Origin of the sequence: Cnuibacter physcomitrellae (assembly GCF_014640535.1) — a bacterium.
Classification (GTDB): Bacteria; Actinomycetota; Actinomycetes; order Actinomycetales; family Microbacteriaceae; genus Cnuibacter; species Cnuibacter physcomitrellae.
The window spans coordinates 471815-497661 of record NZ_BMHD01000001.1 but is presented as its reverse complement, the minus strand read 5'-3'; the positions used below and the strand labels follow the sequence as shown (position 1 = coordinate 497661).

Annotated in this window: 23 protein-coding genes and 1 tRNA gene; 21 read left to right on the top strand and 3 right to left on the bottom strand. The window is 71.1% G+C overall.

The annotated features are described in order from the left end of the window. Window positions 1–3 precede the first annotated feature (3 nt). From metK to IEX69_RS02360, 4 genes are read left to right on the top strand one after another with little or no spacing between them, the layout of a single operon-like run. Window positions 4–1212 carry a methionine adenosyltransferase gene (metK, locus tag IEX69_RS02375; RefSeq protein ID WP_085019536.1) on the top strand — a complete coding sequence of 403 codons (1209 nt, stop codon included), beginning with the start codon at window positions 4–6 and terminating at the stop codon, window positions 1210–1212. Between the two features lie 35 nt (window positions 1213–1247). Further along, window positions 1248–3311 (top strand): primosomal protein N' family DNA-binding protein, encoded by a 2064-nt coding sequence (locus IEX69_RS02370; protein WP_174604436.1) that lies wholly within the window; start codon window positions 1248–1250, stop codon window positions 3309–3311. Beyond that, a complete protein-coding gene (fmt, locus tag IEX69_RS02365) occupies window positions 3308–4225 on the top strand; it encodes a methionyl-tRNA formyltransferase (RefSeq protein WP_085019534.1) in 918 nt (305 codons plus the stop codon). Before IEX69_RS02370 ends, fmt begins: the two co-directional genes overlap by 4 nt. Beyond that, window positions 4222–5655, top strand: a complete 1434-nt coding sequence (locus tag IEX69_RS02360) for an RsmB/NOP family class I SAM-dependent RNA methyltransferase (protein ID WP_085019533.1) — start codon at window positions 4222–4224, stop codon at window positions 5653–5655. The genes fmt and IEX69_RS02360 overlap by 4 nt, the downstream gene beginning before the upstream one ends. A 28-nt stretch (window positions 5656–5683) precedes the next feature. On the opposite strand, the gene IEX69_RS02355 is transcribed toward IEX69_RS02360, so the two are convergent. Continuing rightward, entirely contained in the window at window positions 5684–6088 is a 405-nt protein-coding gene (locus IEX69_RS02355) for a hypothetical protein (protein WP_085019532.1), read from the bottom strand. A gap of 135 nt (window positions 6089–6223) precedes the next feature. On the opposite strand from IEX69_RS02355, the gene rpe reads away from it, so the two are divergent. The 16 genes from rpe to IEX69_RS02275 all read left to right on the top strand — a co-directional run bounded on the left by rpe (window position 6224) and on the right by IEX69_RS02275 (window position 24421). Continuing rightward, window positions 6224–6889 (top strand): ribulose-phosphate 3-epimerase, encoded by a 666-nt coding sequence (gene rpe / locus IEX69_RS02350; protein WP_085019531.1) that lies wholly within the window; start codon window positions 6224–6226, stop codon window positions 6887–6889. Window positions 6890–6901: 12 nt separating this feature from the next. Continuing rightward, window positions 6902–7165 (top strand): phosphoribosyl-ATP diphosphatase, encoded by a 264-nt coding sequence (locus IEX69_RS02345; protein WP_085019530.1) that lies wholly within the window; start codon window positions 6902–6904, stop codon window positions 7163–7165. A gap of 71 nt (window positions 7166–7236) precedes the next feature. Continuing rightward, entirely contained in the window at window positions 7237–8076 is an 840-nt protein-coding gene (gene hisG / locus IEX69_RS02340; RefSeq protein ID WP_085019529.1) for an ATP phosphoribosyltransferase, read from the top strand. After that, on the top strand, window positions 8076–8837 hold the full coding sequence (gene hisF / locus IEX69_RS02335) for an imidazole glycerol phosphate synthase subunit HisF (protein ID WP_085019528.1): 762 nt from the start codon (window positions 8076–8078) through the stop codon (window positions 8835–8837). The genes hisG and hisF overlap by 1 nt, the downstream gene beginning before the upstream one ends. Then, a complete protein-coding gene (hisI, locus tag IEX69_RS02330; protein WP_085019527.1) occupies window positions 8834–9205 on the top strand; it encodes a phosphoribosyl-AMP cyclohydrolase in 372 nt (123 codons plus the stop codon). Before hisF ends, hisI begins: the two co-directional genes overlap by 4 nt. Then, on the top strand, window positions 9202–10719 hold the full coding sequence (locus IEX69_RS02325; RefSeq protein WP_085019526.1) for an anthranilate synthase component I: 1518 nt from the start codon (window positions 9202–9204) through the stop codon (window positions 10717–10719). The genes hisI and IEX69_RS02325 overlap by 4 nt, the downstream gene beginning before the upstream one ends. Next, window positions 10716–11438, top strand: coding sequence for a Trp biosynthesis-associated membrane protein (locus IEX69_RS02320; protein ID WP_085019525.1), 723 nt, complete (start codon window positions 10716–10718; stop codon window positions 11436–11438). The genes IEX69_RS02325 and IEX69_RS02320 overlap by 4 nt, the downstream gene beginning before the upstream one ends. Window positions 11439–11575: 137 nt before the next feature. Continuing rightward, window positions 11576–11806, top strand: a complete 231-nt coding sequence (locus tag IEX69_RS02315) for a DUF6704 family protein (protein WP_085019524.1) — start codon at window positions 11576–11578, stop codon at window positions 11804–11806. 5 nt (window positions 11807–11811) lie between these two features. Then, on the top strand, window positions 11812–12585 hold the full coding sequence (trpC, locus tag IEX69_RS02310; protein WP_085019523.1) for an indole-3-glycerol phosphate synthase TrpC: 774 nt from the start codon (window positions 11812–11814) through the stop codon (window positions 12583–12585). Beyond that, window positions 12582–13814 carry a tryptophan synthase subunit beta gene (trpB, locus tag IEX69_RS02305; RefSeq protein ID WP_085019522.1) on the top strand — a complete coding sequence of 411 codons (1233 nt, stop codon included), beginning with the start codon at window positions 12582–12584 and terminating at the stop codon, window positions 13812–13814. The genes trpC and trpB overlap by 4 nt, the downstream gene beginning before the upstream one ends. A gap of 5 nt (window positions 13815–13819) precedes the next feature. Continuing rightward, complete coding sequence (gene trpA, locus IEX69_RS02300) at window positions 13820–14602, top strand: tryptophan synthase subunit alpha (protein WP_085021436.1); 783 nt, start codon at window positions 13820–13822, stop codon at window positions 14600–14602. A gap of 147 nt (window positions 14603–14749) precedes the next feature. Then, window positions 14750–15772, top strand: a complete 1023-nt coding sequence (lgt, locus tag IEX69_RS02295) for a prolipoprotein diacylglyceryl transferase (RefSeq protein WP_085019521.1) — start codon at window positions 14750–14752, stop codon at window positions 15770–15772. 142 nt (window positions 15773–15914) lie between these two features. Beyond that, window positions 15915–20495: a glutamate synthase large subunit gene (gene gltB / locus IEX69_RS02290; RefSeq protein WP_085019520.1), complete on the top strand. Its 4581-nt coding sequence runs from the start codon at window positions 15915–15917 to the stop codon at window positions 20493–20495. Further along, entirely contained in the window at window positions 20488–21942 is a 1455-nt protein-coding gene (locus tag IEX69_RS02285; RefSeq protein ID WP_085019519.1) for a glutamate synthase subunit beta, read from the top strand. The genes gltB and IEX69_RS02285 overlap by 8 nt, the downstream gene beginning before the upstream one ends. 85 nt (window positions 21943–22027) lie before the next feature. After that, window positions 22028–23470: a pyruvate kinase gene (pyk, locus tag IEX69_RS02280; RefSeq protein ID WP_085019518.1), complete on the top strand. Its 1443-nt coding sequence runs from the start codon at window positions 22028–22030 to the stop codon at window positions 23468–23470. A 189-nt stretch (window positions 23471–23659) separates the two neighbouring features. Next, a complete protein-coding gene (locus IEX69_RS02275) occupies window positions 23660–24421 on the top strand; it encodes a hypothetical protein (protein WP_085019517.1) in 762 nt (253 codons plus the stop codon). A gap of 94 nt (window positions 24422–24515) precedes the next feature. On the opposite strand, the gene IEX69_RS02270 is transcribed toward IEX69_RS02275, so the two are convergent. Then, window positions 24516–24598, bottom strand: a tRNA-Leu gene (locus tag IEX69_RS02270). A gap of 38 nt (window positions 24599–24636) precedes the next feature. On the opposite strand from IEX69_RS02270, the gene IEX69_RS02265 reads away from it, so the two are divergent. Then, a complete protein-coding gene (locus IEX69_RS02265; protein ID WP_085019516.1) occupies window positions 24637–25242 on the top strand; it encodes an ANTAR domain-containing response regulator in 606 nt (201 codons plus the stop codon). A 92-nt stretch (window positions 25243–25334) separates the two neighbouring features. Here the strand turns inward: IEX69_RS02265 and IEX69_RS02260 are convergent, their stop codons facing one another. Then, window positions 25335–25769 carry a PaaI family thioesterase gene (locus IEX69_RS02260; RefSeq protein WP_085019515.1) on the bottom strand — a complete coding sequence of 145 codons (435 nt, stop codon included), beginning with the start codon at window positions 25767–25769 and terminating at the stop codon, window positions 25335–25337. Window positions 25770–25847 lie beyond the last annotated feature (78 nt).

Sequence of the window (25847 nt, the reverse complement as noted above, 5' to 3'; positions counted from 1 at the left end):
ACGATGACCGATCTGCGGCTCTTCACGTCCGAATCCGTCACCGAGGGGCACCCCGACAAGATCTGCGACCAGATCAGCGACAGCATCCTCGACGCGCTGCTCACCGTCGACCCCCACAGCCGCGTCGCCGTCGAGACGCTCGTCACGACGGGGCTCGTGCACGTGGCGGGCGAGGTGACGACGAGCGGATACGTCGAGATCCCCGCGATCGTCCGCGACAAGGTGACCTCGATCGGATACACCTCGTCCGACGTCTGGTTCGACGGACGCTCCTGCGGCGTTTCCGTCTCGATCGGAGGCCAGTCGCCCGACATCGCCCAGGGCGTCGACAACGCCTTCGAGGCACGCGAGGGCGACAGCGTCGACGCCATCGACAAGCAGGGCGCCGGCGACCAGGGCATCATGTTCGGCTACGCCACCACCGAGACCCCCACACTCATGCCGCTGCCCATCTGGCTCGCGCACCGGCTCTCGGAGCGCCTGGCCCTGGTGCGCAAGGAGGGCGTCCTCGACTTCCTCCGCCCCGACGGCAAGACGCAGGTCACCATCGGGTACGAGGGCACCGTGCCCCGCACGCTCGACACCGTCGTGCTGTCGACACAGCACTCGCCGGCCGTCGAGCTGTCGCAGCTGCGCGCCGACGTGCTCGAGTCGGTGATCGTGCCCGTCTTCGACGCGGCGGAGGAGCGTGGCATCGAGCTCGACCGCAGCGCGATGCGCACGCTCATCAACCCGACCGGGAAGTTCGAGATCGGCGGCCCCCAGGGCGACGCGGGTCTCACCGGCCGCAAGATCATCGTCGACACCTACGGCGGTGCGAGCCGACACGGCGGCGGCGCCTTCAGCGGCAAGGACCCGTCGAAGGTCGACCGCTCGGCCGCCTACGCGATGCGCTGGGTGGCGAAGAACGCGGTGGCCGCCGGCCTCGCCGAGCGCCTGGAGGTGCAGGTCGCCTACGCCATCGGCGCCGCCGCGCCGGTCGGCCTCTACGTCGAGACGTTCGGGACGGGTGTGGTGTCCGACGAGGTCATCACCCGCGCCATCCGCGAGGTCTTCGACCTCAGGCCCGCGGCGATCATCGCCGACCTCGACCTGCTGCGGCCCATCTACGCCCAGACCGCCGCGTATGGCCACTTCGGACGCGAGCTCCCCGACTTCACGTGGGAGCGCCTCGACCGCGTCGAGGAGCTCCGCGCGGCCGCCGGGCTCTGACCGCCGTGGCGGCCTCGGCGGTCGTCGCGCGTGTGATGATCGAGTCACCGCTCCCGCAGCTCGACCGTCTCTTCGACTATCTCGTCCCCGAGTCGATGCGCGCCCAGGCGCGACCGGGTGTGCGCGTCAAGGTGCCGCTGCGGTCCGCCGGCCGGAGCGCTCGAGGCTACATCATCGAGACGGCCCCGGTCAGCGACTTCGAGGGCTCGTTGAGCGAGCTCGAGGAGGTCATCTCGCCGCTGCCCGTGCTCACGCCCGACGTGTGGCGACTCGCCCGGCGTCTGGCCGATCGGGCGGCGGGGAGCGCCTGCGACATCGTGCGCCTCGCGGTGCCTCCGCGGTTCGTGCGGGTGGAGAAGGCCCACGTCGCCGCGCGAGCCGCCGCCGTCGACCCGGCCGCGGCGTCCGACGGGGTCCCGCCGCGCGCGCAAGTCCCGGCGGATCCGCCGGCGGGGTCCGAGGAGCGGACGTTCACCGGATACTCCCTCGCCGACACCCGAGCCCTTCTGGAGCCGGGGGCCCGAGCCGCGCTCGAGGCCAAGCCGACCGTCGTCCAGCTCGAGGCGACGTCGACGGGCGGTCCGCAGGACCCGTCGGCGCCGGGGGAGCCCCGGTCCGAAGAGGTGACGGTCCCGCACTGGGCGCTGACAGCGGCGGAGGCGGCCGCCGCCGTCCACGCCGGCGGGGAGTCGGTGATCGTGGCGGTGCCCGACTACCGAGACCAGCTCGTCCTCGAGAACGCTCTCGACTGGCTCGGCCTCGCGGAGTCGGTCGTCCGGCTCGATGCGAGGCAGGCGCGGGCGGAGCGCTATGCGGCCTTCCTCACGGCCCTCGACGGCGGCCCGCGCATCGTGGTCGGCAACCGATCGAGCGTCTACGCACCGGTGAGCGACCTCGGCCTCATCGTCGTCGTCGACGACTCCGACCCCCTCCAGGCCGAGCCGTTGGCACCCTACGTCCACGCGAGGGACGCAGCTCTGGTGCGTCAGGAGCAGTCGGGGTCGCGGCTGCTCTTCGTCTCGGTCAGCAGGAGCACCGAGGTGGAGCGTCTCGTCGAGCTCGGGTTCCTGAGACAGGTGGGACCGACGCCCCGGTACCTGCCGCGCGTGGTGCCCACGGCCGAGCTCGGCGACGCCGACGCTCCCACGAACGCCGCACGCATCCCGACCGCGGCGTGGCGGACGGCGAAGGAGGCCCTGGCCGAGGGGCCCGTGCTCATCCAGGTCGCGCGCCCCGGGTACGCGCCCGTCCTCGCCTGCGCCACCTGCTCCACGCCCGCCTCCTGCGCCGTCTGCGCCGGTCCGCTGCGGATCACGCGAGCGGGTGAGCCCGCGGCCTGCACGCTCTGCGGAGCCCTGGCGGTGCGCTGGTCGTGCCCGGTGTGCCAGGGCACGACGATGCGCTTCGGCGCCGTCGGCAGCGCCCGCACGGCCGACGAGCTAGGCCGCGCCTTCCCCGGTGTGCGCGTCATCGTGGCCGACGGAGAGCATCAGCACACCGAGGTCGGCGGCAAGCCCGCGATCGTCGTGGCCACGCGCGGAGCGGAGCCCGTGGCCGCGGGCGGCTATGCCGCGGTCCTCCTCCTCGACGGGCCGCGGATGCTCGCCAGGGAGTCCCTGCGCGTCGCCGAGGACTGCCTCCGCTGGTGGTCGAACGCCATCGCCCTGGCCCGCCCAGGCGCTCCGACGGTGCTCGTGGGCGTGGGCGGTCCGCTCGCCAGGAGCCTCGTCACCTGGCAGCAGCCCGGGTTCGCACGGCAGGAGCTGACCGATCGCCGGGCGCTCCGCTTCCCGCCGGCCGTGCGCCTGGCGACCGTGACGGGCGCTCCCGACGCCGTCGGCGCGACGCTCGCCGACCTCAGGGGTCTCCTCGACCCCGCCGAGTCGCCGAAGGTCGACGTGCTCGGTCCGGTGCCTCTCGGAGACGGCGTGGAGCGAGCCGTCATACGATTCGACTATGCCGTCGGCGCCGCCGTCGCTCGGCATCTCAGGGCGCTCGTCATCAAGAACGCCACCAGGCGGCGCCGCCGCACCGGGGGATCGTTCTCCCCGCCGCCGACGCTCAAGGTCAGACTCGACGATTCGGAGATCATGGAATGAGACTGGTGTTCGCTGGTACGCCGGCGGTCGCAGTGCCCAGCCTCGAGCTGCTCGCCGCCGCGCACGAGGTCGCGGCGGTGATCACCAGGGAGGATGCTCCGGTCGGCCGGAAGCGCGTGCTCACGCCGTCGCCGGTGGCCGAGGCCGCTCTCAGCATGGGGCTCCCCGTCCTGAAGGCCAACCGACTCGACGACGCGGTCACCGGCAGGATCGCGGCGCTCCGGCCCGAGCTCGGCGTCATCGTCGCCTACGGCGGTCTGATCCGCGAACCGCTGCTCAGCACGCCCGAGCACGGGTGGATCAACCTCCACTTCTCCGACCTGCCGAGGTGGCGGGGAGCGGCCCCGGTGCAGTGGACCCTGATCGCAGGCGACCGCGAGGCCGGTGCGAGCGTCTTCCAGCTCGTCGCCGAGCTGGACGCCGGGCCGGTGTTCGCCACGCTGCGGACCCCGGTCGCCGCGCACGAGACGGCGGGCACGCTGCTCGACCGCCTCGCGGTGAGCGGCGGCGCCCTGCTCGACGACGTGGTCGCGGCGATCGCGGCCGGCTCGGCCGTCGCCCGCCCGCAGGAGGGCGAGGGCACCTACGCCCCGAAGCTCGGGCTGGAGGACGGTCGGCTCGACCTCACGCAGCCCGCCGAGACCGTCTACTCCCGGTTCCGCGGCGTGACTCCGGAGCCGGGCGCCCATCTCGACCTGGAGGGCACGCGCCTCAAGGTGCTCGACTGCGCCCCGCTCCGCGAGCATCCGGCCCTTCCCGTCGGCACGGTCCGCGCCGACGGCAAGCGGATCCTCGCCGGTACCGCCGACGACCCGCTGGAGCTCCTCGAGGTGCAGCCGGCGGGCAAGCGCCCGATGCGCGCGGCCGACTGGTGGCGCGGGGTCTCCGCCGAGACCCTCGAGGTGGTGCGATGAGCCCCCGAGAGCGCCCCCGCAGCCGTCGCACGCCTCCGTTGCCGGTGCGCGTGCAGCCCGCGCGCCGCATCGCCCTCGACGTCCTGCGGGCCGTCCGCGTCGACGACGCGTACGCGAACCTGCTGCTGCCGCAGCGCATCCGCGAGGCGGGGCTGTCCGGCCCGGATGCCGGTCTCGCCACCGAGCTGACGTACGGCACGCTCCGGATGCGCGGCTACTACGACCGCGTCATCGCCCTGGCCGCCGACCGGCCGACCTCGGAGATCGACCCCGCCGTGCTCGACGTGCTCGAGCTGGGCTGCCACCAGCTCCTCACGCTCCGGACCGCCACGCACGCGGCGGTCAACGAATCGGTCGAGCTCGCGCGCGAGGTCGCGTCGCGCTCGGCGACCGGCTTCGTCAACGGGGTGCTGCGCGGGATCTCCCGCCGCGACGCCGAGGAGTGGCGTCGGCTCGTGCTCGACGACGCGACCGACCACGACGATCGCCTCGCCGCGGAGTTCTCGCACCCGGAGTGGGTCGTCCGGGCCTTCCGACGGGCTCTCGCCGCCGACGCCACGGGGCGCGACGACGAGTCGATCGAGTCGGAGCTGCGCGAGCTGCTCGCCGCCGACAACCTGCCTCCCCGGGTGACCCTCGTGGCGCTGCCCGGCCTGTCGGACGTCCACGATCTCCCGGGCGCCACGCCCACGGGGGTCTCGCCGATCGCCGCGCTGGCCGCGGCCGGCGATCCCGCCGCCTCGCCCGCCGTCGCCGCCGGCACGGCGCGCGTCCAGGACGAGGGCTCGCAGCTCGCGGCCCTCACTCTGAGCCGGGCGCGCCCGGTCGAGGCGGGCGAGCGATGGCTCGACCTGTGCGCGGGGCCGGGCGGCAAGACCGCGCTCCTGGGCGCCGAGGCCGAGCTCGGCGGCGCCGTCCTCGTGGCCAACGAGCCTGTGCACGCTCGAGCGGGTCTGGTGCGACACGCCGTCGCCGCGCTGCCGGCGAGGCCCGAGGTGCTGGAGCTCGACGGCACCGTCCTCGGCGAGCGGGAGCCCGCGTCGTTCGACCGGATCCTCGTCGACGCCCCGTGCAGCGGACTGGGCGCCCTCCGTCGCCGGCCCGAGGCCCGTTGGCGCAAGCAGCCCGGCGACCTCGCCGAGCTGGCCTCCCTGCAGGAGAGGCTGCTCGACTCGGCGATCACGGCGCTGAAGCCCGGGGGCCTGCTGGCCTACGTCACCTGCTCGCCCCACGTCGCCGAGACCCGCGCCCAGGTGCGCGGGCTCCTGCGCCGCTGGAGCGACGGGATCGAGCAGCTGGATGCGCAGGAGGTCGTGGAGCGCGTCACCGGAGGGTCGATCGAGCTCGGCGCCCGGTCGCCGTCGGTGCAGCTCTGGCCCCACCGCAACGCGACCGACGCGATGTTCATCACGCTGTTCCGCCGCCTCTGATCTCCTGGTCGACCCTGTCGCGATGTGGTCAGGCCCTGAGGACCTCGCTCACACCCGACTCCGTGCTGCGGAACTGGCCGCGCACGCGCACACCGCACTCGTCGAGGAGGGCCGCGCACACCGCGGCGTCGGCGCTCGACGGCGGTCGGCTCTCGTCGCCCCGGGGCTCCTCCCAGACCAGCGCCACCGTGGCCGCGCCGACACGCGTCGCGGTCGCGCCGATGAAGCGGGAGACCGGTCGGAGCACGCGTCGCGGGTCGCCGAGGGGGATGTCGTCAATCGGGGTCATCACCGGGATGACGACGTCGTCGTCATCGAAGTACAGGATCCAGAGCTGCTCGCGCACCGCGACGCCGATCAGGTCGTCGAGGAAGCCGCGGAGCTCGTCGTCGGCCACGGGGAGGGAGGCGGGGGAGTCGTCGATGAGTGTCATGCCGATCATGGTGGCGGCGGCGGGACGACATCTCGAGGGCACCGACCGCATCTGTGGACGGAGCGTCCTGCCCCGCACGGATGTGCAGGAGCGGCGTCCCGACGTGGAAGAGGGGGAGCCAGCTAGGGTCGAGGTGTGACGCTCCGCATCAACCCCAGCATCCTGGCCTCCGACTTCGCGAACCTCGAGGCGGAACTGGGTCGCATCGCCAACGCCGACATGGCCCACGTCGACGTCATGGACAACCACTTCGTGCCCAACCTCACGCTGGGACTGCCCATCGTGGCCCGGCTGCAGGAGGTGAGCCCGATCCCGCTCGACGTGCACCTCATGATCGACGATCCGGACCGGTGGGCGCCCTCCTACGCCGAGACCGGGGCCGCGTCGGTCACCTTCCACGCCGAGGCCGCAGCCGACCCCCGTGCCCTCGCCAGGGCGCTGCGCGACCGAGGCGCCCGCGCGGGCATGGCGATCAAGCCCGGCACCGCGGCCGAGCCGTTCTACGAGCTCCTGCCCGAGCTCGACATGCTCCTCGTGATGACGGTGGAGCCGGGCTTCGGCGGTCAGAGCTTCATCGAGTCGACGATGCCCAAGCTCCGCGCCCTGCGCGACGAGGTGGGCCGCCGTGACCTCGACATCTGGCTGCAGGTCGATGGCGGGATCAACGACGACACCATCGGGATCGCCGCCGAGGCGGGCGCCGACGTCTTCGTGGCCGGGTCGAGCGTGTTCGGCGCCGAGGTGGCGGCAGAGCAGGTCGAGCGGCTCCGCACCCTGGCCGGAGAGCACTCGCACTCCTAGTAGCCTTGTCGCGTGAAGACTTTCGACGAGCTGTTCCTCGAGCTCACCGACAAGGCGGTGACGCGCCCCGAGGGCTCGGGCACGGTCCGCGAGCTCGACGCCGGCGTGCACGCCATCGGCAAGAAGATCGTCGAAGAGGCCGCCGAGGTGTGGATGGCCGCCGAGTACCAGTCCGACGAGGAGACCGCTGAGGAGATCTCCCAGCTGCTCTACCACCTGCAGGTGCTCATGCTCGCGAAGGGCTTGTCCACGGAGGACGTGTACCGACATCTGTGATCGGCGGCCGCCCTGTCGGCGGCGCGACCGCATCCGCGACTGACGTACATCCTCCAGCGAAGGACCCCACCATGCTCAAGATCGCCGTTCCCAACAAGGGCTCGCTGTCCGAGACCGCCGCCGGCATGCTCGCCGAGGCCGGCTACTCCGGCCGTCGCGACTCCCGCGAGCTCGTCTTCACCGACGCCCGTAACGACGTCGAGTTCTTCTACCTCCGTCCTCGCGACATCGCCACCTACGTCGGATCGGGGGCCCTCGACGTGGGCATCACCGGCCGTGACCTGCTTCTCGACTCCGAGTCGAGCGCGCAGGAGGTGGCCGAGCTGTCGTTCGGCGACTCGACCTTCCGCTTCGCCCGGCCCTCCGGCGCGGGCATCGAGCTCGCGGACCTCTCCGGCCTCCGGGTCGCCACCAGCTATCCCGGGCTCGTCGGGGCCTTCCTCGCCGGTCACGGCATCACGACGACGCTCGTCAAGCTCGACGGCGCCGTGGAGTCGGCCGTGCGGCTCGGGGTCGCGGATGCGGTCGCCGACGTCGTCTCCACCGGCGGCACCCTGCGCAAGGCCGGCCTCGAGATCTTCGGGCCCGTGATCCTCGAGTCGACCGCCGTCCTGATCTCGAACGGCACCGAGCGCCCGGGCGCCGACACCCTCCTGCGCCGTCTCCAGGGCGTCCTGGTCGCGCGGGAGTACGTCCTGATGGACTACGACGTGCACCGCGACCACCTCGACGCCGCCATCGCGCTCACCCCCGGCATCGAGTCGCCGACGCTCTCCCCGCTCGCCGACCCCGACTGGGTCGCCGTGCGGGCGATGGTCCCGCGCGCCGACACCAACCAGGTGATGGACGCCCTGTACGACGCCGGCGCCCGCGCCATCCTGGTCAGCGCCATCCACGCGGCGAGGATCTGATGTCGCTCGCCGTCCGCGTCATCCCGTGCCTCGACGTCGCCGGCGGCCGTGTCGTCAAGGGCGTCAACTTCGAGAACCTCCGCGATGCCGGAGACCCCGTCGAGCTGGCGGCCCTGTACGGCGAGCAGGGCGCCGACGAGATCACGTTCCTCGACGTCACGGCGACCGTCGACGAGCGGGCCACGATGTACGACGTCGTGAGCAAGACGGCGGAGCAGGTCTTCATCCCGCTCACCGTCGGCGGCGGCGTGCGGAGCAACGACGACGTCGCGAGGCTGCTCGCCAGCGGCGCCGACAAGGTGGGGGTCAACAGCGCCGCCATCGCGCGCCCGGGCCTCATCGACGAGATCGCCGACCGCTTCGGCGCGCAGGTGCTGGTGCTCTCGCTCGACGTGAAGCGGTCCGAGCGCACTCCGTCCGGCTTCGTGGTGACCACCCACGGCGGCCGCCGCGAGACAGACCTCGACGCCCTCGCCTGGGCGCGTGAGGCGATCGAGCGCGGCACCGGCGAGCTCCTGGTCAACTCGATCGACGCCGACGGCACGAAGGACGGGTTCGACCTGGAGCTGGTCCGGGCGATGCGCGAGCTCAGCTCCGTCCCGGTGATCGCCTCGGGCGGTGCCGGCACCGCGCGGCACTTCGCCGAGGCCGTCGCGGCAGGGGCGGATGCGGTGCTCGCCGCCTCGGTGTTCCATCTCAAGGAGATGACCGTGGCCGAGGTGAAGGACGAGCTGAGGAAGGACGGGGTGACCGTACGATGACCGGGATCCAGACCGACGAGGTGCTCGCACGAGCGACGTTCGGCGCCGACGGGCTCCTGCCCGCGGTCATCCAGCAGCACGACACCGGCGAGGTGCTGATGCTCGGGTACATGGACGCCGAGGCGCTGCGCCGCACGCTGACCGAGGGGCGCACCACGTTCTGGTCGCGCTCCCGTCAGGAGTACTGGCGGAAGGGCGACACCTCGGGCCACGTGCAGTACGTGAAGTCGGCCGCGTTCGACTGCGACGCCGACACGCTCCTGGTGCAGGTCGACCAGATCGGCCCGGCGTGCCACACCGGCGCTCGTCGCTGCTTCGACGTCGACCCGCTGGAGGTCGTCGTCGGCGGTGCGGGGGAGCCCTCGTGAGCTCCACCACGACACGCGAGGAGTTCGACGCCCTCCGGCCCGAGCACCGGCTGATCCCGGTCATCCGGGAGCTCTTCGCCGACGGCGAGACCCCGGTGGGCCTCTACCGGAAGGTCGCCGACGGCCGACCGGGCACGTTCCTCCTCGAGTCGGCCGGACAGGGCGGCGTCTGGTCGCGCTTCTCCTTCGTCGGCGCGTCGAGCTTCGGCATCCTCACTGAGGACGACGGCGCCGCGCGCTGGATCGACCTGGGTCTCAGCCAGGCCAGGGCGTTCCCGTCGGGCATGCCCGAGGGACCCCTCTCGGCCCTCTCGGCCCTGTACTCGCAGTGGAGCACGCCCGACCTGGAGGGGCACCCTCCGCTGACGGGAGGCCTCGTCGGCTTCATCGGCTGGGAGGCCGTGCGCCAGCTCGAGCACCTCCCGGACGCTCCGCCCGCCGACTTCGCGCTGCCCAGCCAGGGCCTCGCCTTCGTGTCCGAGCTCGTCGTCGTCGACCACCAGCGCGGCACCGTGCAGCTCATCGCCGCCGTCCTGAACGACGACCCGGATGTCGACGGCTGGGACGACGCGCAGGCCCGGCTCGACCGCCTGCAGGCGGCCGTCGCGCAGCCCGCCGAGGCCCGCCTCGACGAGGTCGACATGACCGTGGTGAGAGAGCCCGAGCGCCGCACCAGGCGGGAGGACTTCCTCACGGCCGTCGACGAGGCGAAGGAGTACATCCGCGACGGCGACATCTTCCAGGTGGTGATCTCGCAGCGGTTCGACCTCGAGTGTACGGCCAGCCCGCTCGACGTCTACCGGGTGCTCCGCACGCTCAACCCGAGCCCGTACCTCTACCTGCTCACGATGATCGACGCCTCGGGCGCCGGCTACGACATCGTCGGATCGAGCCCCGAGGCCCTGGTGAAGGTGCAGTCGGGCCGCGCCCACACGCATCCGATCGCCGGATCACGCCCTCGCGGCCGCACCGTCCAGGACGACGTCGACCTCGAGCACGAGCTGCTCGGTGACGAGAAGGAGAAGGCCGAGCACCTGATGCTGGTCGACCTCGCCCGGAACGACCTGCTCAAGGTGTGCCGCGCCGACAGCGTCGAGGTCACCGAGTTCATGAGGGTCGAGCGGTTCAGCCACATCATGCACATCGTCTCGAGCGTCGAGGGCGAGCTCCGCGACGGCGTCGACGCGATCGACGTCTTCCGGGCCACCTTCCCGGCGGGCACCCTCTCGGGCGCGCCGAAGCCGCGTGCGCTCGAGATCATCGACCAGCTCGAGCCCGCCCAGCGCGGCCTCTACGGCGGCGTCGTCGGCTACTTCGGCTTCGGCGGCGACGCCGACCTCGCGATCGCGATCCGCACCGCGACCATCCGCGACGGGGTCGCGCACGTGCAGGCGGGCGGCGGTCTCGTCGCCGACTCCGTGCCGCAGCTCGAGTTCGAGGAGTCGCAGAACAAGGCGGCCGCACCGCTGCGCGCGGTGGCCGTCGCGAACGCGATGACCCGGGTGGCCGGATGACCGACTCCGACGCGACGGCGCCCGGGGCGGCGGCCGAGGACGACCCGACACGCAGCTCCGGACGGCGGATCAAGCTGCTCACCATCCTCGCCGTCCTCGTGGCGAGCGCCCTCGGCTTCCTCGCCTGGTCGCAGACCTGGTCGACGCTCGAGCTGAGCGGCAGCGAGTCGATCGCCGCCTCGATCACCGTGCCGGGGTCGGTCGCCGCGCCCGCGCTGTCCGCGCTGTCGCTGGCGGGCATCGCGCTGGCCGGCGCGCTGGCGATCGCGGGCCCCGTGGTGCGCCTCGTGCTCGGCGTCCTGGAGCTCGTGCTCGGTGCGAGCGTGCTGTGGTCCTCGGTCGCCGCGGCCGCCGACCCCGTCGCGGCCGGCGCGTCCAGCGTCACCACGACGACCGGAGTCGCCGGATCCAGCTCCGTCCGGGCTCTCATCGCCGGCTACGAGGTCACCGTCTGGCCCGCCGCCGCCATCGTCTCCGGGGCCCTCATGCTCGTGGCCGGCCTCCTCGTCATCATCACCGTGCGGCGCTGGCCCGCATCCGGTAGGAGGTATCAGGCCGTCGTCTTCGAGGATGCGAGCGGCGCGAGGAGCACCGACCCGGGCGACTTCTTCGACGAGGGGTCCACCGCTCCCGCGCCGAAGGCGACCCGACGCGAGCGTTCGGATGCGGCGGTCGACGACTGGGACGACCTCACCCGCGGCGACGACCCCACACGCTGAGACGACCCCACACGCTGAGACGACGGGTGCTGCAGCGATCGCAGCATCCGGGCGACCACACGTCGCCTCCGGCGTCGAGGCCCCTCCGAGTGCTCCCGCTAGACTGGGAGGACTCCCCACGAGAAGGAATGCAACAGATGAGCGCAGAGATCGAAGAACCCGGCCACGGCAACTCTCCCGCCGCCTGGACCGCCGTCGTCGTGATGCTCGTCGGCTTCGCCGTCGGCACCGTCGCCTTCTTCTTCGCGATCGTCTGGCTCGTCTGGGCCGCGGTCGCGATCGTCGTGGTCGGCGCGCTGCTCGGCTGGATCCTCTCCAAGGCCGGCTTCGGCGTCGGCGGCGCGCGGGTCGCGCAGAAGGGCCACTGACCCACGTGCTCGCCGAACTCGTAGCCGGAGCGCTCGAGGACGCGAGCCGGCGACAGGAGTCCGCGCCGCAGGCCGAGGTGGAGCGCCGTGCGCTCGCCGCCGCCCCGGCGCTCGACGCGCTGTCGTTCCTCGCGCCCGCCGAGCGCATCAAGGTCATCGCCGAGGTCAAGCGCGCGAGCCCGTCCCGCGGTGACCTCGCCGACATCGCCGATCCCGCGGGTCTTGCCGCCCGCTACGCGCAGGGCGGGGCGAGCGCGATCAGCGTGCTCACCGAGGGCCGCCGCTTCAAGGGGTCGCTCGCCGATCTCGAGGCGGTGCGTGCTGTCGTCGACGTGCCCGTGCTCCGCAAGGACTTCATCGCGACCGAGTACCAGGTGCTCGAGGCGCGGGCCTCCGGGGCCGATCTCGTCCTCCTCATCGTCGCGGCCCTCGACCAGGAGACCCTGGCCAGGCTGCACACGTTCATCCTCGAGCTCGGCATGACCCCGCTCGTCGAGACGCACGATGCCACGGAGGTCTCACGCGCCGCCGATCTCGGAGCCCGTCTGGTCGGGGTCAACGCCCGCAACCTGTCGACGTTCGAGCTCGACCGCGACCTGTTCGGCCGCCTGGCCGACCGGATCCCGGAGGGCACCATCCGCGTCGCCGAGTCGGCGGTCAAGACCCCCGCCGACGTCGCCCACTACCGTTCCGCCGGAGCCGACGTCGTCCTCGTCGGCGAGGCTCTCGTGACCGGGGGAGACCCGGTCACCGCCATCGAGGAGTTCACCGTCTCATGACCAGTCCAGAGGTCACGCCCTCCCTCCGCAGCGAGGTGGGCCCGTTCTTCGGCGACTTCGGCGGGCGCTTCATGCCCGAGTCGCTCATCGCCGCGCTCGACGAGCTCGACGAGGCCTACCAGACCGCCAAGCTCGACCCCCTGTTCCACGAGGAGCTGGCGGAGCTGCACCGCACCTACACGGGCCGGCCGTCGATCCTCACCGAGGTGCCGCGCTTCGCCAAGCACGCCGGCGGCGCCCGGGTGATCCTCAAGCGGGAGGACCTCAACCACACAGGGTCGCACAAGATCAACAACGTGCTCGGTCAGGCCCTGCTCGCGAAGCGACTGGGCAAGACGCGCCTCATCGCCGAGACGGGTGCAGGCCAGCACGGCGTCGCGACCGCCACGGCCGCCGCCCTCTTCGGCATGGAGTGCGTCGTCTACATGGGCGAGGTCGACACCGAACGCCAGGCGCTCAACGTCGCGCGGATGCGCCTGCTCGGCGCCGAGGTCATCCCCGTCACGACGGGGACCCGCACCCTGAAGGACGCCCTGAACGACGCCTTCCGCCACTGGGTCGCCAACGTCGAGTCGACGCACTACCTCATCGGCACGGTCGCCGGACCGCACCCGTTCCCGGTGATGGTGCGCGACTTCGTGAAGGTCATCGGCGAGGAGGCCCGAGCCCAGATGCTCGAGCTGACCGGCGCGCTGCCGGATGCGGTGGCCGCCTGCGTCGGCGGCGGATCGAACGCGATCGGCATCTTCCACGCCTTCCTCGACGACACCTCGGTGGGCCTGTACGGCTTCGAGGCCGCGGGGCTCGGCGCCGACACCGACCGGCACGCCGCCACCATCACGAAGGGCCGCCCGGGCGTCCTCCACGGATCCCGCAGCTTCGTCCTCCAGGACGAGGACGGCCAGACCATGGAATCGCACTCGATCTCCGCCGGTCTCGACTACCCGGGCGTCGGCCCGGAGCACGCTTGGCTCGCCTCGATCGGACGAGCGACCTACAGTCCCATCACCGACGAGGCCGCGATGAGCGCGTTCCGCCTGCTCTGCACGACGGAGGGCATCATCCCCGCCATCGAGTCGGCGCACGCCCTCGCCGGGGCGATCGACCTCGGCCGAGAGCTCGGTCCGGATGCGACGATCCTGGTCTCGCTGTCGGGTCGCGGCGACAAGGACGTCGCGACCGCCGGCCGCTACTTCGACGTGCTCGACGAGGGGAGCGTGCAGTCGTGACCGCCCTGTCGCCCGTCCACGAGGCCATCGCCGCCGCCAAGCGCGACCGCGACGGCGCCCTCATCAGCTACCTCCCCGTGGGCTTCCCCGACCTCGACGCGAGCGTCGACGCGGCCGTGGCTCTGGTCGAGAACGGCGTCGACGTGCTCGAGCTGGGCCTGCCGTACTCCGACCCGGTGATGGACGGCCCGGTCATCCAGGCGGCGACGCAGGTCGCGCTGGAGGGCGGCTTCCGCATCCGCGACGCCTTCACCGCGGTCGAGCGCATCCGGTCCAGGGTCGACGCACCGGTCCTGCTCATGACGTACTGGAACCCCGTGGTGCAGTACGGCGTCGACCGCTTCGCCGACGATCTCGCCTCCGCGGGGGGCGCAGGTCTCATCACGCCCGACCTCACGGTCGACTCGGGCGCCGACTGGCTCGCCGCCAGCGACCGCACCGGGCTCGACCGGGTGTTCCTCGCCGCGCCGACGTCCACCGACGAGCGCCTCCGCCTGGCCGTGGAGAACAGCCGCGGGTTCGTCTACACGGTGTCGACGATGGGCATCACCGGTGCCCGAGAGGACCTCGACGCTGCGGCGCGCACGCTCATCGCGCGGCTGCGCGAGCAGGGCGCCGACTCGGCGTGCGTGGGCATCGGGGTCTCGACGGCGGAGCAGATCGCCGAGATCCTCACGTACGCCGACGGCGCGATCGTGGGCTCGGTGTTCGTGAAGGCCCTGGCCGACGGGGGAGTCCCCGCCGTCGCCGAGTTGGGCGCCCGGCTCGCCGCCGGCACGGGGCGCTAGAGCGTCCCTCCCCTCCGGCGGCCGTCGGCCCCGCGTCGTCGAGCGGCTCGGTAGGCGTCATCGAGCGCTCGGGGTCTGTCGCTAGAATCGTCGAGGTCGCGCGCACCGCGTGTCGGCCTGCCCGCGGAACGAAAGGTCACGCACCAGGTGCTCACACCGCTCAGCATCCCGAGCCCGCCCGTCGAGTGGCAGGGACTCAACATCACGGCGTGGCTGTCGTCGACGTTCGGCTGGAACCTTCCGTTCACGATCGACATCCGCACGTACGCTCTGTGCATCCTCGTCGGCATCGTCCTCGCGATCATCATCGCGTCGCGCCGCCTGACGCGTCGCGGGGCCGAGCCGGGCGTGATCCTCGACATCGTGCTGTGGTGCGTGCCGCTCGGCATCATCGGCGCGCGCGTCTGGCACGTGCTGACCCATCCGGGCGACTACTTCTACGAGGGCGCCGATCCGTGGGAGGTCGTCCGCATCTGGAACGGCGGCATCGCGATCTTCGGCTCGCTCGTCGGCGGCGCCGTGGGCGCCTGGATCGGCTGCCGTCTCTCCGGCATCCGCTTCTGGACCTTCGCCGATGCGATCGCCCCCGCGATGCTCGTCGCCCAGGCCGCGGGCCGCTTCGGCAACTACTTCAACCACGAGCTCTTCGGCCAGCCCACGACGCTGCCCTGGGGCCTGGAGATCGAGTTCAGCAACCCGGCGTTCCCCGCCGGCCTGCCCGAGGGCACGCTGTTCCACCCCACGTTCCTGTACGAGATCATCTGGAACCTGCTCGGCGTCGCCGTGCTGCTCCTCCTCGAGCGCAAGCTCACCCTCCAGTGGGGCAAGCTCTGGGGCGTCTACCTCATCTGGTACGGCCTCGGCCGCTCGTACTTCGAGACCATCCGCGTCGACCCGAGCGAGATCATCTTCGGCGTCCGCTCCAACGTCTGGGGCGCCTGGCTCGCCATCCTGGTCGGCATCGTGATCATCGTCGTGCAGACGCGTCGCCACAAGGGACTGGAGCCCAGCCCCTACCGTCCCGGCGCCGAGTGGGTACCGCCCTCGGCTGAGGTAGACTCGTCGAACACGTACACGGATGAAGAGCTCGAGGGCGAGGAGGCTCCCGCAGCCACCGAGAACGAGACGATCGAACCGAGCGCCACAAGTGAAGTCGGAGCGAAGTCCTGAGCCAGCCGCCCTCGGCAGGCCCGCAGACCGACCAGGTCCGACGAACGAGCACCCTGAGCACACTCGCCCAGGCCGCACCAGCACCACTTCCATGGGCCACCGGCGTCCCAGTTCCTTAGTCACACGTAGAGGACGGTTCTCTATGGCCGAACATCTCCAGCGCCCGCCCTTCAGCGCTCTGCCGTCTGCCCAGGGGCTCTACGACCCGCGTTCCGAGAAGGACGCCTGCGGTCTGGCCATGGTCGCGACGCTCCGCGGCACGCCGGGTCACGACATCATCGACACGGCGCTCGACGCCCTCCGCAACCTCGAGCACCGCGGCGCGGTGGGGTCGGATGCGGGCACCGGCGACGGTGCGGGCATCCTCACGCAGATCCCCGACGTGTTCCTGCGCGCCGTGGCGGGCTTCGAGCTGCCGGCCGTCGGCCGCTACGCCGTCGGCAACGCGTTCCTGCCCGTCGACGACGAGGCACGGGAGGCGGTCCTCAGCCGCTTCGCCGAGATCGCCGACGAGGAGGACCTCGAGATCCTCGGCTGGCGCGACGTCCCCGTCCGCCCCGACGAGCTCGGCCGCCTCGCGCGGCAGGCCATGCCGGTGATCCGCCAGCTGTTCGTGCAGTCGCGCCGCACCACCGCATCCGGCGCCACGCTCTCCGACATCGCGCTCGATCGGCAGACGTACCGGCTGCGCAAGCGCGCCGAGCACGAGCTCGAGCTGTACTTCATGTCGCTGTCGTGCCGCACGCTCACCTACAAGGGCATGGTCACGACGCTCCAGCTGGAGCCGTTCTACCCCGACCTCTCCGACGAGCGGTTCGCGTCGAAGCTCGCCCTCGTGCACTCGCGCTACTCGACCAACACCTTCCCGTCGTGGCCGCTCGCGCAGCCGCTGCGCATGATGGCGCACAACGGCGAGATCAACACGGTGCAGGGCAACCGCAACTGGATGCGTGCCCGTCAGTCGCAGCTGAAGTCGGAGGTCCTCGGCGACCTCGACCCGCTGTTCCCGATCGTCACGCCCGGCCTGTCCGACTCGGGCTCGTTCGACGAGACGCTCGAGCTCCTCACGCTCGCCGGCCGGTCGCTGCCGCACGCGGTGATGATGATGGTGCCCGAGGCGTGGGAGAACCAGACCGACTTCGACTCGGCTCGCCGCGACTTCTACGAGTACCACTCGATGCTCATGGAGCCGTGGGACGGCCCCGCCGCGCTCATCTTCACCGACGGCACCCTCGCGGGAGCGACGCTCGACCGCAACGGGCTCCGCCCCGGGCGCTACCTCATCACCGACGACGGACTCGTCGTGCTGGCGAGCGAGATCGGCGTCATGCCCGACGTCGACCCCTCGACCGTCGTGCGCAAGGGCCGGGTCCGCCCCGGGAAGATGTTCCTCGTCGACACGGCCGCGGGCCGCCTCATCGAGGACGACGAGATCAAGGCCGAGCTCGCTGCCGCCGAGCCCTACGGCGAGTGGCTCGCCGAGGGGCGCATCAACCTGCGCGACCTGCCCGAGCGCGAGCACATCGTGCACACCCCCGCCTCGGTGACCCGTCGCCAGCGCACGTTCGGATACACCGAGGAGGAGGTGCGGATCCTGCTCACGCCGATGGCGAGGAACGCCGCCGAGCCCCTCGGCGCGATGGGGTCCGACACGCCGATCGCCGTGCTGTCGGAGCGCCCGCGTCTGCTCTTCGACTACTTCGCGCAGCAGTTCGCCCAGGTCACCAACCCGCCGCTCGACTCGATCCGCGAGGAGGTCGTCACGAGCCTGCGTCTGGGCCTCGGCCCCGAGCGCAACCTGCTCGACGCCACCCCCGAGCACACCCGTCAGGTCGTGCTCGACTTCCCGGTGATCGACAACGACGAGCTGGCGAAGATCCAGCACATCGACCCGTCGCCCGGTTCGCGCCTCACCACGACGATCCGCGGCCTCTACCGGGTCGACGAGGGGCCGAAGGCGATGCAGAACCGCATCGCCGCGATGTGCGCCGAGGCCGATCGCGCCATCGACGAGGGCGCGCAGTTCATCGTGCTCTCCGACCGCGACTCCAACAAGGACCTCGCCCCGGTGCCGTCGCTGCTCATGCTCGCCGCGGTGCACCACCACCTCATCCGCCGTCAGACGCGGATGAAGGTGGGCATCATCGTGGAGGCGGGCGACGTCCGCGAGGTCCACCACGTCGCGCTCCTCATCGGCTACGGGGCCTCGGCGGTCAACCCGTACCTGGCCATGGAGACGGTCGAGAACCAGGTCCGCTCCGGCGTCATCACTGGAGTCACGCCGGAGAAGGCGGTCAAGAACCTGATCAAGGCGCTCGGCAAGGGCGTGCTCAAGATCATGTCGAAGATGGGCATCTCCACGGTCTCGTCCTACGCGGGCGCTCAGACCTTCGAGGCCGTGGGCCTCAGCCCCGAGTTCGTCGACGAGTACTTCACCGGCACGTCCTCGAAGCTCGGCGGTGTGGGCATCGACGTCATCGCCGCCGAGAGCGCCGCTCGCCACCGTGCGGCGTACCCGGAGGACGGCGCGACGGTCGCCCACGAGCCGCTCGCCGTGGGCGGCGAGTACCAGTGGCGCCGCGAGGGCCCGCCGCACCTGTTCAACCCCGACACGGTGTTCCGGCTGCAGCACGCCACCCGCAACCGCCGGTACGACATCTTCCGCGAGTACACGAAGCTCGTCGACGACCAGGCCGAGAACCTCATGACGCTGCGCGGGCTGTTCAAGCTGCGCACCGGGGCCCGCCCCGCCGTGCCGATCGACGAGGTCGAGCCGGTCGAGTCGATCGTGAAGCGGTTCTCGACCGGCGCGATGAGCTACGGCTCCATCTCGAAGGAGGCGCACGAGACGCTCGCCATCGCGATGAACCGCCTCGGCGCGAAGTCGAACACGGGTGAGGGCGGCGAGGACGTCGACCGCCTCCTCGACCCCACCCGCCGCAGCGCGATCAAGCAGGTCGCCTCGGGCCGCTTCGGGGTGACGAGCATGTACCTCACCCACGCCGACGACATCCAGATCAAGATGGCGCAGGGTGCGAAGCCCGGCGAGGGCGGCCAGCTGCCGCCCACGAAGGTGTACCCCTGGGTGGCGCGCACGCGTCACGCCACCGCCGGCGTGGGCCTCATCTCCCCGCCGCCGCACCACGACATCTACTCCATCGAGGACCTCAAGCAGCTGATCTTCGACGTCAAGCGCGCCAACCCTGCCGCGCGCGTCCACGTGAAGCTGGTGAGCCAGAACGGCATCGGCGCGGTGGCCGCGGGCGTGACGAAGGCGCTCGCCGACGTCGTCCTCGTCTCGGGCCACGACGGCGGGACGGGCGCGAGCCCGCTCAACTCGCTCAAGCACGCCGGCACCCCCTGGGAGATCGGCCTCGCCGAGACGCAGCAGACGCTCATGCTCAACGGCATGCGTGACCGTGTCGTCGTCCAGGTCGACGGTCAGATGAAGACCGGCCGCGACGTCGTCGTCGGCGCCCTTCTGGGTGCCGAGGAGTTCGGCTTCGCGACCGCGCCTCTCGTGGTGGAGGGCTGCATCCTGATGCGCGTCTGCCACCTTGACACCTGCCCCGTCGGTGTCGCGACGCAGAACCCGGAGCTCCGCGCGAGGTTCTCCGGCAAGCCGGAGTTCGTGGTCAACTTCTTCGAGTTCATCGCGCAGGAGGTGCGGGAGTACCTCGCCGAGCTCGGGTTCCGCTCGCTCGACGAGGCGGTCGGCCACCACGAGATGCTCGACGTCGACGCGGCGGTGGAGCACTGGAAGGCCGACGGGCTCGACCTGTCGCCCATCCTCGCCGGTCCCGCGTTCGGCGACGACGAGCCGCGGCGCAACGCCCGCAGCCAGGACCACGAGCTCGAGCACCACTTCGACGTCCGCCTCATCCACGAGGCGGTCCGCGCGCTGGACCACGGTGAGCCGGTCTCGATCGAGCTCCCCATCCGCAACACGGAGCGCGCCGTCGGCACGATGCTCGGCCACGAGGTGACGAAGCGCCACGGAGAGCAGGGGCTGCCCGACGGCACCATCACGGTGACGCTGAAGGGCTCCGCCGGACAGTCGTTCGGTGCCTTCGTCCCGCACGGCATCACGCTGCGCCTCGAGGGCGACTCGAACGACTACGTCGGCAAGGGCCTCTCGGGCGGTCAGATCGTCCTGCGTCCCGACCGCCGATCGGTGTTCCCGGCCGAACGCAACGTCATCGCCGGCAACGTCATCGGCTACGGCGCCACCCAGGGCAGCATGTTCCTCCGCGGCATCGTGGGGGAGCGCTTCCTGGTCCGCAACTCCGGTGCCACCGCGGTCGTCGAGGGCGTGGGCGACCACGCGCTCGAGTACATGACCGGCGGCCTCGCGGTCATCCTCGGTCAGACCGGACGCAACCTGGGCGCCGGCATGTCCGGTGGCACCGCGTACGTCTACGACCTCCGCGAGGAGCGCGTGAACGCCGACTCGCTGGCGTCGGGGGAGCTGCAGCTGCTCCCGCTCGGCGGCGCCGACATCGAGATCGTGCGCGACCTGCTCGAGCGTCACGTCGCCGAGACCGAGTCCGCTCTCGCGGCCCGGATGCTCGCCGACTTCGACGCCACGGTGCAGAGGTTCATCAAGGTTCTGCCGCGCGACTACGCCGCGGTGCTCGCCACACGCCAGACGGCCGTCGAAGAGGGGCTCGACCCCGACGGCGAGATCGTGTGGGGACGGATTCTGGAGGTGACAGGTGGCTGACCCGAAGGGCTTCCTGAAGGTACCCGAGCGCGAGCTCCCGGCCCGACGCCCGGTCTCGGTGCGTCTGATGGACTGGCGCGAGGTCTACGAGGACCAGGACCGCACGCAGCTGCGTCGGCAGGCCGGACGCTGCATGGACTGCGGCATCCCGTTCTGCCACCACGGCTGCCCGCTGGGCAACCTCATCCCCGAGTGGAACGACCTCACCTGGCGCGACGAGGGCCGTCAGGCCATCGAGCGTCTGCACGCCACGAACAACTTCCCGGAGTTCACCGGTCGGCTGTGCCCTGCGCCCTGTGAGAGCGCGTGCGTGCTGGGCATCAACCAGCCCGCCGTGACGATCAAGCAGGTCGAGGTCTCGATCATCGACCAGGCGTTCCAGAACGGCTGGGTCCAGCCGCACCCGCCGCAGCGTCTCACCGGCAAGACGGTCGCGGTCGTCGGATCCGGCCCTGCGGGCCTCGCCGCCGCCCAGCAGCTCACCCGCGCGGGCCACACGGTCGCCGTCTACGAGCGCGACGACCGCATCGGCGGCCTGCTGCGCTACGGCATCCCCGACTTCAAGATGGAGAAGAAGCACCTCGAGGGGCGTCTGAACCAGATGATGGCCGAGGGCACGCGCTTCCGCGCCGGCATCGAGATCGGCAAGGACATCTCGTGGGACGACCTGCGCGCCCGCTACGACGCGGTCATCGTCTGCACCGGCGCGACCGTGCCGCGCGATCTCCCGATCCCGGGCCGCGACCTCGACGGCGTCCACTTCGCGATGGAGTACCTCGTCCAGCAGAACAAGGCCGGTGCGGGCGACGACCTCCTCGGGCAGATCACGGCAGAGGGGAAGCACGTCGTCGTCCTCGGTGGCGGCGACACCGGCGCCGACTGCATCGGCACGGCGCACCGCCAGGGCGCCCTCTCGGTCACGAACCTCGCCATCGGCAAGCAGCCGCCGAGCGAGCGTCCCGAGACGCAGCCGTGGCCGACGACCCCGAACCTGTTCGAGGTCGCCAGCGCGCACGAGGAGGGCGGCGAGCGCGTCTTCCTCGCCTCGACCGTCGAGTTCCTCTCGAACGACGCCGGCGAGGTGCGTGCCGTGCGCGTGGCCGAGACCGAGTACGTCGACGGACGCCGCGTCCCGAAGGCCGGCACCGAGTACGAGATCCAGGCCGACCTCGTCCTCCTCGCGCTCGGGTTCACCGGCGCAGAGGAGGAGAGCCTCGTCGACCAGATCGGCACGCGCTTCGAGCGCGGCACCGTGACGCGCGACGGCGACTACCAGTCGAGCGTCCCCGGCGTCTTCGTCGCAGGCGACGCCGGACGCGGTCAGTCGCTCATCGTGTGGGCCATCGCCGAGGGTCGCGCCGCGGCCTCGGCGGTCGACCGCTACCTCGAGGGAGAGACCGAGCTCCCGTTTCCCGTCAAGCCCACCGATCGCGCCATCGCGGTCTAGACCATCCCGGCCGCAGGCTCGACACCACCACAACCACCACCACACCAATTGCGCCGCAAGGCGCAGAAAGCGGAGCAACACCGATATGAGACGCGCGAAGATCGTCGCCACCCTCGGTCCCGCCACCTTCACTTACGACACCATCCGATCGATCATCGACTCGGGCGTCGATGTCGCCCGCATGAACCTCAGCCACGGCAGCTACGACGTGCACGAGGCGGTCTACGCCAACGTGCGTCAGGCGGCCGACGACTCCGGTCGTGCCGTCGCCGTGCTGGTCGACCTCCAGGGGCCGAAGATCCGGCTGGGCAAGTTCGAGAACGGACCGTACGAGCTCGCCGAGGGCGACCTGTTCACCATCACCACCGAGGACATCATCGGCAACAAGGAGATCTCCTCCACGACGTTCAAGGGCCTGCCCGACGACGTCAAGCCCGGCGACCCCCTCCTCATCGACGACGGCAAGGTGGCTCTGCGAGTCATCGACACCGACGGCGTGCGCGTGCGCACCCGTGTCGAGGTGCCGGGCGCGGTGTCCAACAACAAGGGCATCAACCTCCCGGGCGTCGCGGTCAACGTGCCCGCGATGAGCGAGAAGGACATCGCCGACCTGCGCTGGGGCCTCGGGCTCGGCGCCGACTACATCGCCCTCTCCTTCGTGCGCAACGCCGCCGACATCGAGGACGTCCACAAGATCATGGACGAGGAGGGACGTCGCGTCCCCGTCATCGCCAAGATCGAGAAGCCGCAGGCGGTCGACAACCTCGAGGAGATCATCGACGCCTTCGACGGCATCATGGTCGCTCGCGGCGACCTCGGCGTCGAGCTGCCCCTCGAGGCGGTCCCGATCGTGCAGAAGCGTGCGGTCGAGCTCTGTCGTCGGATGGCGAAGCCCGTCATCGTCGCCACGCAGGTGCTCGAGTCGATGATCTCGAGCCCGCGCCCGACGCGAGCGGAGGCCTCCGACTGCGCCAACGCCGTCCTCGACGGCACCGACGCGGTCATGCTCTCCGGCGAGACCAGCGTGGGTGAGTTCCCCGTGATCACCGTCCAGACGATGGCGCGCATCATCGAGTCGACCGAGGACCACGGCCTCGAGCGCATCCAGCCGCTCGGCACCAAGCCCCGCACGCAGGGCGGGGCGATCACCCTGGCCGCGGCGGAGGTGGCCGACTTCGTCGGCGCGAAGTACCTCTGCGTCTTCACCGAGTCGGGCGACTCCGTGCGCCGCATGACCCGGCTGCGCTCGAGCATCCCGGTGCTCGGCTTCACCCCGTCGCCCGCCATCCGCAACCGCATGGCGCTCACCTGGGGCGTGCAGTCCTACCTCGTGCCCCGCGCGACCCACACCGACGAGATGATGGTGCAGGTCGACGACATCCTCCTGGGGCTCGGCAAGGCGCAGATCGGCGACAAGGTCATCGTGATCTCCGGCTCCCCTCCCGGAGTGGCCGGCTCCACCAACGACATGCGTGTGCACGTCGTCGGGTCGGCGCACAACCCGCTGGAGCCCGCCCATATGGACTGACCCCGAACGGGGCTGACCAACCTCAGGATTAGGCCAGGATTCGATCAGGAGTTGATCGGGTCCTGGCCTTTCCCGTGGTGGCGCGCCGGCCGACTGCTACTTTCGGGGTTCCGACAGCACCCACTCGAGCGCATCAGGCGCCAGAGGGCGGCGTGCTCCGATCCGACCTCGATCAGAAGGTGAACAGTCATGCCCTCCAAGCGCCTCGCCGTGCGAGCACTGGCCATCGCCGCGTCGGTCGCGACCGTGGTCGCGCTCTCCGGGTGCTCGACGATCATGCCGCTGTTCGGTCTGCAGGCGGCGCCGACCGATCCGAACTCCACCGCGAACGCCGCGCAGTCGCAGGCGGATGCCGCGACGGACGCGTCGCTCCAGTTCGCCTCGGTCTTCACCGACATGGGCTCGGTGCACCCGACGACCGACATCACCGATCAGCTCGAGCTGAAGCTCGACGTGTGGACCGAGCAGAAGACCCACGACTGGTTCTACGACGCCGACAAGCGCTTCTCGTTCGTCATCGGCGTGTACGACAACCGCGTCCCGGCCGAGGCGCCCTTCGACCAGAAGCGTCGCGTGTACATGTCGAACATCACGGTGACCGCCAAGACGACCACCACCAGCGGCACGGTGGAGACGCCCTACGTGCTCAACACCGACCCGCTGAAGGTGACCCTCGACCCCGAGGCCCTGCGATCCGATCAGGGCCTCGGCCTCCTCATCACCTCGCCCAAGGGCGGGTTCCAGCTCGAGTCGCAGCAGATCGGCGTGCTCGCCCCCGACACGCAGGGCCTGATGCTCGACTTCGCCCTGCAGGTCTCCTTCGAGACGGCGCCGGGGTCGAACGCCTACACGACCCAGATCGTGCACCAGTACGTCCCGGTCGCGATCTTCTCCCACACCACGTCGACGTCGACCCCCACCCCGACGCCGACGCCCATCCCGATCGGCTAGCGCGCTTCCCCTCGCGCTCTCGGGACCCCGGGGTCGTACCGTTCACAGCACGGTGCGGCCCCGCTTTCCGTTCACGGGGTCTGCGTTCTCACGGTACCGATGGTGGGACTCGAACCCACACGCCCTCACGGACAGCGCATTTTGAGTGCGCCGCGTCTGCCATTCCGCCACATCGGCTTGCGTCGACCGGAGTCAGAATATCGTAGGGTTGAACTGTGAGTGACCAAGCATCCACGTCGTCAGCGCCTCGGCGCGTCGTCGTCGCCGAAGACGAGTCCCTGATCCGCCTCGACATCGTGGAGATCCTCCGCGACAACGGCTTCGAGGTCGTCGGTGAGGCCGGCGACGGCGAGACCGCCGTGGCACTCGCCACCGAGCTCCGGCCCGACCTCGTGGTGATGGACGTCAAGATGCCCCAGCTCGACGGCATCTCGGCGGCCGAGCGCCTCACGAAGGACCACATCGCACCCGTCGTCCTCCTCACGGCGTTCAGCCAGAAGGAGCTCGTCGAGCGCGCGACCGAGGCCGGCGCCCTCGCCTACGTCGTCAAGCCGTTCACCCCGAACGACCTGCTGCCCGCGATCGAGATCGCCCTGGCCCGCTACGCGCAGATCATCGCGCTCGAGGCCGAGGTCAGCGACCTCGTCGAGCGCTTCGAGACCCGCAAGCTCGTCGACCGTGCGAAGGGCCTGCTCAACGAGAAGATGGGGCTGTCCGAGCCCGAGGCCTTCCGCTGGATCCAGAAGGCGTCGATGGACCGGCGCCTCACCATGCACGACGTCGCCCAGGCGATCATCGAGCAGCTGGCCCCCAAGAAGTAGCTGCTCTCTCCCGTTTCGCCACACTGAGGTGGTTTCGCCACACCGATCGGCATGGCGGAACCACCTGAGTGTGGCGAAACGCGTTTCTGGGGTCAGCGCTCGTCGCGGATGAAGTTCGTGATGCGGACCGTCGAGAGCAGACGCCCCGCCTCGTCCGTGATCTCGATCTGGTGCGTGGTGAGCGTCCGCCCGAGCTTGAGCGCACGGCACGTGCCGGTCACGACGCCCTCACGCGCTGAGCCGCTGTGCGACGCGTTCACCTCGATGCCCATCGCGACGCGCCCGGGACCGGCGTAGAGGTTCGCGGCGATCGAGCCCATCGACTCCGCGAGGACGACGTACGCTCCGCCGTGCACGATCCCGTACGGCTGCCGGTTGCCCTCGGCGGGCATGGTCGCGACCGAGTGCTCCGGAGTCAGCTCGAGGAACTCGATGCCCATCTTCTCGGCGAGCTCGCCGACCCCTCGGTGACCGAGCACGGACATCACGTCGATCGGCTCGGAGGCGGCGGATTCGGGGGTCGACATCGTCGTTCAACTCGCTTTCGCGGCCTCACCGAACGGCCCGCACGGGCGCCCGCGGGCCTGTCGGAGGTGCTGTGTAGG

Bases quoted from the DNA above. Each gene is read 5' to 3' on its own strand.
- metK (WP_085019536.1), top strand. From the start codon at position 4: ATGACCGATCTGCGGCTCTTCACGTCCGAATCCGTCACCGAGGGGCAC.
- IEX69_RS02260 (WP_085019515.1), bottom strand. From the start codon at position 25,769: ATGTCGACCCCCGAATCCGCCGCCTCCGAGCCGATCGACGTGATGTCC.
- IEX69_RS02275 (WP_085019517.1), top strand. From the start codon at position 23,660: ATGCCCTCCAAGCGCCTCGCCGTGCGAGCACTGGCCATCGCCGCGTCG.
- fmt (WP_085019534.1), top strand. From the start codon at position 3,308: ATGAGACTGGTGTTCGCTGGTACGCCGGCGGTCGCAGTGCCCAGCCTC.
- IEX69_RS02315 (WP_085019524.1), top strand. From the start codon at position 11,576: ATGAGCGCAGAGATCGAAGAACCCGGCCACGGCAACTCTCCCGCCGCC.
- IEX69_RS02370 (WP_174604436.1), top strand. From the start codon at position 1,248: ATGATCGAGTCACCGCTCCCGCAGCTCGACCGTCTCTTCGACTATCTC.
- gltB (WP_085019520.1), top strand. From the start codon at position 15,915: ATGGCCGAACATCTCCAGCGCCCGCCCTTCAGCGCTCTGCCGTCTGCC.
- IEX69_RS02355 (WP_085019532.1), bottom strand. From the start codon at position 6,088: ATGACACTCATCGACGACTCCCCCGCCTCCCTCCCCGTGGCCGACGAC.
- IEX69_RS02320 (WP_085019525.1), top strand. From the start codon at position 10,716: ATGACCGACTCCGACGCGACGGCGCCCGGGGCGGCGGCCGAGGACGAC.
- pyk (WP_085019518.1), top strand. From the start codon at position 22,028: ATGAGACGCGCGAAGATCGTCGCCACCCTCGGTCCCGCCACCTTCACT.
- hisG (WP_085019529.1), top strand. From the start codon at position 7,237: ATGCTCAAGATCGCCGTTCCCAACAAGGGCTCGCTGTCCGAGACCGCC.
- hisI (WP_085019527.1), top strand. From the start codon at position 8,834: ATGACCGGGATCCAGACCGACGAGGTGCTCGCACGAGCGACGTTCGGC.
- IEX69_RS02360 (WP_085019533.1), top strand. From the start codon at position 4,222: ATGAGCCCCCGAGAGCGCCCCCGCAGCCGTCGCACGCCTCCGTTGCCG.
- hisF (WP_085019528.1), top strand. From the start codon at position 8,076: ATGTCGCTCGCCGTCCGCGTCATCCCGTGCCTCGACGTCGCCGGCGGC.
- trpB (WP_085019522.1), top strand. From the start codon at position 12,582: ATGACCAGTCCAGAGGTCACGCCCTCCCTCCGCAGCGAGGTGGGCCCG.